The 4,538-nt window shown below is 66.7% G+C and carries 5 protein-coding genes and 1 pseudogene; 3 read left to right on the top strand and 3 right to left on the bottom strand.

All coding sequences use genetic code 11. The features are described 5' to 3' along the window. Window positions 1-194 precede the first annotated feature (194 nt). Complete coding sequence (locus A5712_RS06010; protein WP_369830363.1) at window positions 195-509, top strand: hypothetical protein; 315 nt, start codon at window positions 195-197, stop codon at window positions 507-509. A 3-nt stretch (window positions 510-512) separates the two neighbouring features. On the opposite strand, the gene A5712_RS06015 is transcribed toward A5712_RS06010, so the two are convergent. Then, window positions 513-1,172, bottom strand: coding sequence for a TetR/AcrR family transcriptional regulator (locus A5712_RS06015; protein WP_068102497.1), 660 nt, complete (start codon window positions 1,170-1,172; stop codon window positions 513-515). Between the two features lie 122 nt (window positions 1,173-1,294). Further along, window positions 1,295-1,987 (bottom strand): TetR/AcrR family transcriptional regulator, encoded by a 693-nt coding sequence (locus A5712_RS06020; protein WP_068102499.1) that lies wholly within the window; start codon window positions 1,985-1,987, stop codon window positions 1,295-1,297. 395 nt (window positions 1,988-2,382) lie between these two features. Here A5712_RS06020 and A5712_RS06025 point away from each other — a divergent pair, with 395 nt between their 5' ends. Together A5712_RS06025 and A5712_RS06030 are read left to right on the top strand one after the other, a co-directional pair. Further along, a complete protein-coding gene (locus A5712_RS06025) occupies window positions 2,383-2,778 on the top strand; it encodes a DUF4267 domain-containing protein (protein ID WP_068102500.1) in 396 nt (131 codons plus the stop codon). After that, window positions 2,775-3,602 carry an LLM class F420-dependent oxidoreductase gene (locus A5712_RS06030; RefSeq protein WP_068102502.1) on the top strand — a complete coding sequence of 276 codons (828 nt, stop codon included), beginning with the start codon at window positions 2,775-2,777 and terminating at the stop codon, window positions 3,600-3,602. The genes A5712_RS06025 and A5712_RS06030 overlap by 4 nt, the downstream gene beginning before the upstream one ends. A 20-nt stretch (window positions 3,603-3,622) precedes the next feature. On the opposite strand, the pseudogene A5712_RS06035 reads toward A5712_RS06030, so the two are convergent. Next, a pseudogene (locus A5712_RS06035) lies at window positions 3,623-4,538 on the bottom strand (dimethylaniline monooxygenase); the annotation flags it as partial.

The following is a 4,538-nucleotide window of genomic DNA, read 5'->3' on the forward strand; positions in this document are numbered from 1 at the left end:
GGTCTTCCGGTGCTTCATCCCGGACGTCGTCGTAGTCGCGCGCCGACGTGCGGTCGGCTTCATCCGAAGCCGCGTGATTGGGTACGGCCACCGTCTCGGCGCGGTTGAGCCCGAACGTTTCGTCGGCAGCCCGAGACGGCTCGGCCATGACGGCCATCGTAGCCATCGCCGAGCGATTGTGAGAACCTCGCGCTATGTCGGCCTCGCCTGACCACCACGCCGACCCGGGCGTTTCCGGAGGCCGCGTCGGGTGCGCGATGGATTTGCTTCGGCGCGTGCTGCAGTACGAGGTCAGCGTCGGGGCGCTGATCGAACTGGCGCTGTGGCTCGCGATCCCGTACCTGTCCATCGGCTTCGTGTGGGCGGTCCTGCACACCGACGAGACGCAGCGAATCCAGGCGCGCCTCGAACCCGTGTTCCCGACGGCCTCCGACGTCGCGGCATTTGGCCTGACGGCGGCGCTGTGGCCGGCTTCGATCCAAATCGCCGATGCCTGCCCGGCCAAGTAACGGCTAACCGGCCGCGGCGTCCTCGGTAACCCGTTCGATCGTCTGGGGCGCAACGCCGAGTCCGCGCAGGCAGAACCGCAGCGCTCGTTCGCGGACGACAGCTCGGTCCCAACGATGGGTGGCCCACTGCCGCTGGGTGCCTGCCCAGACGACGCCGTGGATCGATTTCGCCGCGGTCGACGGGACGATGTCTTCGAACACGCCGAGCTCAAGCCCGCGCTCGAGCTGCTCGATGAGCGGCTCGAGTATCGCACCGTAGGCGGGGGCCACCATCTCCGGCGAGGAGAGCGCTTGCGAGTGAGCCTCCAACGAGAGGCGGCGCGAACCCGATTCGCCGTTGTCGCCAAAGGCGAGTTCGAGTCGCCCGTCGACCCACGCAACGACGGCTTCGACCGGGTTGGTGGTGTTCGCCATCCGGCCCCTCAGCCGTTGGGTCTCCATGCGGGCCAGCTCCAGAAAGACCTCCGCAACCAACTGGTCCTTCGAGTCGAAATGCCGGTAGAAGGCGCGGGTACTGAGCTGCGCGCGTTCCAGCACGGCGGCGACGCTAAGCCCCCGGACGCCGTAGTCGTGCATCGACTGAGAGGCGGCGTCCAGGATGGCGCACCGCACGTCCGGGTCGGGGGCGAGCTTGTTCCGTCGTTGCGTCAACGAGGTAGTCATGGGTCAGAAGAGGGTGGTCCGGTTATACAGACGTTTCATAGGTGCGTAGGTACCCCGCGTGATTGCCAGCGGAAACCTCCAAACATCGACCGATCGAAAATTTACGTTTTCGAAATCTCTGGCTAGCCCAAGGCGGTGACTTGCTCGATGGTGTTCGGCGCCACGCCCAGCCCGCGCAGGCAGAACCGCACCGCTCGGTCGCGGACCTCGTCTCGATCCCAATGGTTCGTCGCCCACTGCCGCTGCGTGCCGGCCCACACGACGCCGTGTATCGACTTGGCCGCGACCGCCGGGACGATGTCCTTGAACACGCCGAGTTCCAGACCCCGCTGGAGCTGCTCGATGAGCGGCTCGAGGATTGCGCCGTAGGCGGGTGTCACCGCCTCGGGAGTAGAGACCATCTTCGATTGGGCTTCCAGCGACACCTGCCGCAGCTCCGCCCTGATGTCCTCGTCGAACGCGAGGTCGAGCCGCCCGTCGATCCAGGCGGCCACCGCCTCGATCGGGTCAGTGGCTTGCGACATCTTGTCGCGCAGCCGCCCCACTTCGCTGCGCGTCATCTCCAGAAAGACCGCCGCCACCAGTTGGTCCTTCGACTCGAAGTGTCGGTAGAACGCTCGGGTGCTCAGCTGCGCGCGTTCCAGTACCGTGGCGACGCTGAGTCCCCGAACACCCTGCTCGCGAACCGATTTCGCCGCGGCATCGACGATCGCGCGGCGCACGTCGGGGTCGGGCGCAAGCTTCTTGCGGCGTGGCGTGACCGTGTGGCTGGCATATTGCTGCGGACGCGCTCGCGGATCCCCCTGTCCCGTCATAGTTTGTAAAAATAATCCGCTGATCGGTCATACACACCCGCTTTGGGAAACCCCGTGTCGGGCGAGTTGACGTCGCGCCGGTACGAGGGCGACGGAAATGTTGGCCGAGCCTTCTATTAGACAAATGCACAATTGTTCGCGCTCGAAATTGTTCTCACGGGCTTGTGGCTGGTCTCGGCCGTTTCGGTGGCGTGGCTTGCGGTTCGCAGACGGCGACGCGGCAATTGCGTTTCGCCCGAACGGGTTTGCTGAAGCCGACTAACGTACCGCAACTTTCTTAAAGCTCGTGCTGGCCAAAATTCATAACTGAAAACGACCATTTCGGTGAACTCTAGTTCACTGGCGTGCGAAAGGTCGTGCTCGTGCACCGGAGCGATTGGCTCTAGGCTGCGGCCATGGCAATCGACCGGGCCGCGCTTATAGCGGGCAGCATCCGACTCGCGTCGGGCATTTCCTTCCTCGTCGACCCGCTTCGGGCGAACCGGCTGTGGGGCGACCCGGAGGAGCCGACGCCCACGGCGCGACTGTTGCTGCGTTCCATGGGCTATCGCGATGCGTTGATCGGCGGCCTGCTCGCCGCGGCGGCGCTGCGCGGCAAGGGCACCCGCGGCTGGTTCCTGGCCTCGGGCGGTGCCGACGCGGCCGACCTGCTCGGCGGAGTGAGCGTGCACGACGAGTTGAAGCCGTCGCAGCGGCTAATCGGCCTCGGCGGTGCCGTCGTCGGTATCGGCGTGGGGCTTTGGGGCGCGACGCGGCGTAACGTCGTCGGGCGACGAGGGGAGCAACCATGAGGATCGGCGTCCTGACGTTCATCACCGACGAAGGAATCGGCCCGGTCGAGTTGGGCCGGGCACTCGAGGAGCGCGGGTTTGGCTCCCTGTTCCTGGCGGAGCACTCGCACATCCCCGTCGACGCCAAGACGCCGTATCCGATGGGCGGCCCGATTCCGCGGAAGTACTACCGGACGTTCGATCCGTTCGTGGCGTTGACCGCGGCGGCCGTCGCGACCGAGCAACTCGTCCTGGGCACCGGGATCGCGTTGGTCCCGCAGCGAGACCCGATCCTGACGGCCAAGGAGGTGGTCTCGCTCGACCTGGTGTCGCAGGGGCGAATCCGCTTTGGTGTGGGCGTGGGCTGGCTGCGCGAGGAGATCGCCAACCACGGCGTCGATCCGGGAGTGCGCGGCCGCGTCGTCGAGGAACGGCTGCGCGCGATGATCGAGATCTGGACGCAGGAGAAAGCCGAGTTCCACGGTGATTTCGTGAACTTCGATCCGATCTACAGCTGGCCCAAGCCGGTGACGAAGCCCTATCCGCCGCTGTATCTCGGTGGTGGGCCGGCGAGCTTCAAACGCATCGCGCGCCTCAACGCCGGCTGGCTCTCGATGAGTCCGTCGGCGGATGCCCTATCCGGTCAGCTCGACGAGCTGCGCGCCGTCGCCGACCACGACGTGCCGGTGATCGGTTCGCACTTGGGCGAACACTCGGCGAAGGAACTCGAAGGCTACCTCGCACTCGGCGTGGAACAGGCTTTGGTGGAGCTGCCCACCGAGCCGCGCGACGAGACGCTGCGGCGTTTGGACGAGCTGCAGGCCGAGTTCGCGCAATTGGCGTAAACCGTTGCAGGGCAGGGGATCTAACGGACCAGGGCCGCTTTCACGAGTGACCAATAGTCGCGTTCCCGCTCGGTCAGCTCGCTGGATGTGATCGCACCGAAGGTGGCGGCGTCGCGCGCGAACCGGGTCGGCGCGTCGGGCAACGCGTCCGGGCCTTGGAGCCGGAAACAACTCGGCGCCAGGGGACCGAACAGCAGGGCGCGCCGCACCTCCGGCCAGTCATCGGGCTTCGGCTCGACCCCAGCGGCCCGGGCGAAGGTCATGGCGACCAGGTTCATCCGCGTCTTCTGCGACGTCCCTCGCCGTGAGCGGTAGGCCGTGATCGCCGACCGCTGGTCGGTCTCGGTGGGCGACGAGATGGTGCCGCCCCATGTGTACGCGATCCACCTGGCTTGAAGTTCAAGGGGCACAAAGTATCCGCCCGACTGATCCCACATGCCCACGAAGGCCAGCCCCGGAAGGTCGGGATGGAAGGTGTAGCGGTCGGCGTCCAGGTGCACCGAGTCCAGGTCGAGGACGCGCCGGATGTCTTCCCCGAGGAACGGCATCGACAGATTGAACCCGGTGCCGAACACGATCCCGTCGAATTCCTCGGTGCGGCCGTCGGCGAACGCCACCGTCGTGCCCGCGACCGACTCCATCCATAGGCGCACCGAGATCCGGCCCTCGGCCACCAGCGGCAGGTAGTGCTGGTTGAGGGTGAGGCCGGCCACCGAAACGGAAGGGTCCGGCGCCGGCGCGCCGTACTGCTCGGGGCTCCCTCCCGCCGCGACGACCATCTCCTTGAGTTGCCGATCGATCTCGGCCGGCTGCAGCGTCTCGTCGGCCAGCGTTCCGTACCGCGTGTAGACCCGGTGATCGGACGGGACGCCGGCGGCGAACTTGGGCAGCACGTACCGCTGGCGCCGCTGGGTCACCACGACGCGCGCCGCGCCG

The organism is Mycobacterium sp. E2327, assembly GCF_001672675.1.
Classification (GTDB): domain Bacteria; phylum Actinomycetota; class Actinomycetes; order Mycobacteriales; family Mycobacteriaceae; genus Mycobacterium.

Excerpts from the sequence above, each read along its gene's own strand:
- A5712_RS06010 (WP_369830363.1), top strand. The coding sequence starts at position 195 with ATGTCGGCCTCGCCTGACCACCACGCCGACCCGGGCGTTTCCGGAGGC.
- A5712_RS06015 (WP_068102497.1), bottom strand. The coding sequence starts at position 1,172 with ATGACTACCTCGTTGACGCAACGACGGAACAAGCTCGCCCCCGACCCG.
- A5712_RS06020 (WP_068102499.1), bottom strand. The coding sequence starts at position 1,987 with ATGACGGGACAGGGGGATCCGCGAGCGCGTCCGCAGCAATATGCCAGC.
- A5712_RS06025 (WP_068102500.1), top strand. The coding sequence starts at position 2,383 with ATGGCAATCGACCGGGCCGCGCTTATAGCGGGCAGCATCCGACTCGCG.
- A5712_RS06030 (WP_068102502.1), top strand. The coding sequence starts at position 2,775 with ATGAGGATCGGCGTCCTGACGTTCATCACCGACGAAGGAATCGGCCCG.